Origin of the sequence: Bacteroides sp. ET71 (assembly GCF_023336905.1) — a bacterium.
Taxonomy (GTDB): Bacteria; Bacteroidota; Bacteroidia; order Bacteroidales; family Bacteroidaceae; genus Bacteroides.
Genome location: NZ_JAMBLS010000136.1, coordinates 1 through 607 on the forward strand (window position 1 = coordinate 1; position 607 = coordinate 607).

Consider the following 607-nt stretch of genomic DNA (forward strand, 5'->3'; position numbering starts at 1 on the left):
CGCTGGCAACTACGGCAAGCAGGTGAACAACTCCGCCGTCAAGACCGGCAAAGTGGCGGCAGCGGCTACCGGGGCTGGTGCCGGGCATGTCGCGGGCAAGCTGCGGGGCAAATGATTCAACAATCAACAACAAGAATTAAAGAAAATGGAATTCAAGTCATTAAAGAACATCGAAACGAGCTTCCGGCAGATACGCACGATGGCAATAGCCTTCGTCGTGCTGTGCGCGTTGGTCACGGGTTACGCGCTGTGGAGTTCATACAGCTTCGCCGAGAAGCAGCGGGAGAAAATCTACGTGCTGGACAACGGCAAGTCGCTCATCCTCGCGCTCTCGCAAGACCTCTCCCAGAACCGTCCGGTCGAGGCGCGGGAACACGTGAGGCGGTTCCACGAACTGTTCTTCACGCTATCGCCCGACAAGGCGGCCATCGAGGGGAACATCCGCCGGGCGTTGTACCTGTGCGACGAGAGCGCCTTCCGCTACTACAAGGATTGGGAGGAGAAGGGATATTACAACCGCATCATCTCGGCGAACATCAACCAGACCGTGCGGGTGGACAGCGTGGCGTGCGACTTCGAGCGTTACCCCTACATCGTGACGACCTAT

1 protein-coding gene is annotated in these 607 nt (G+C 58.0%); it reads left to right on the plus strand.

What is annotated here, in order from left to right:
* Positions 1-145: 145 nt before the first annotated feature.
* Positions 146-607: conjugative transposon protein TraK (traK, locus tag M3090_RS15565; protein WP_249057778.1), on the plus strand; the 462-nt coding region annotated here is incomplete at its 3' end.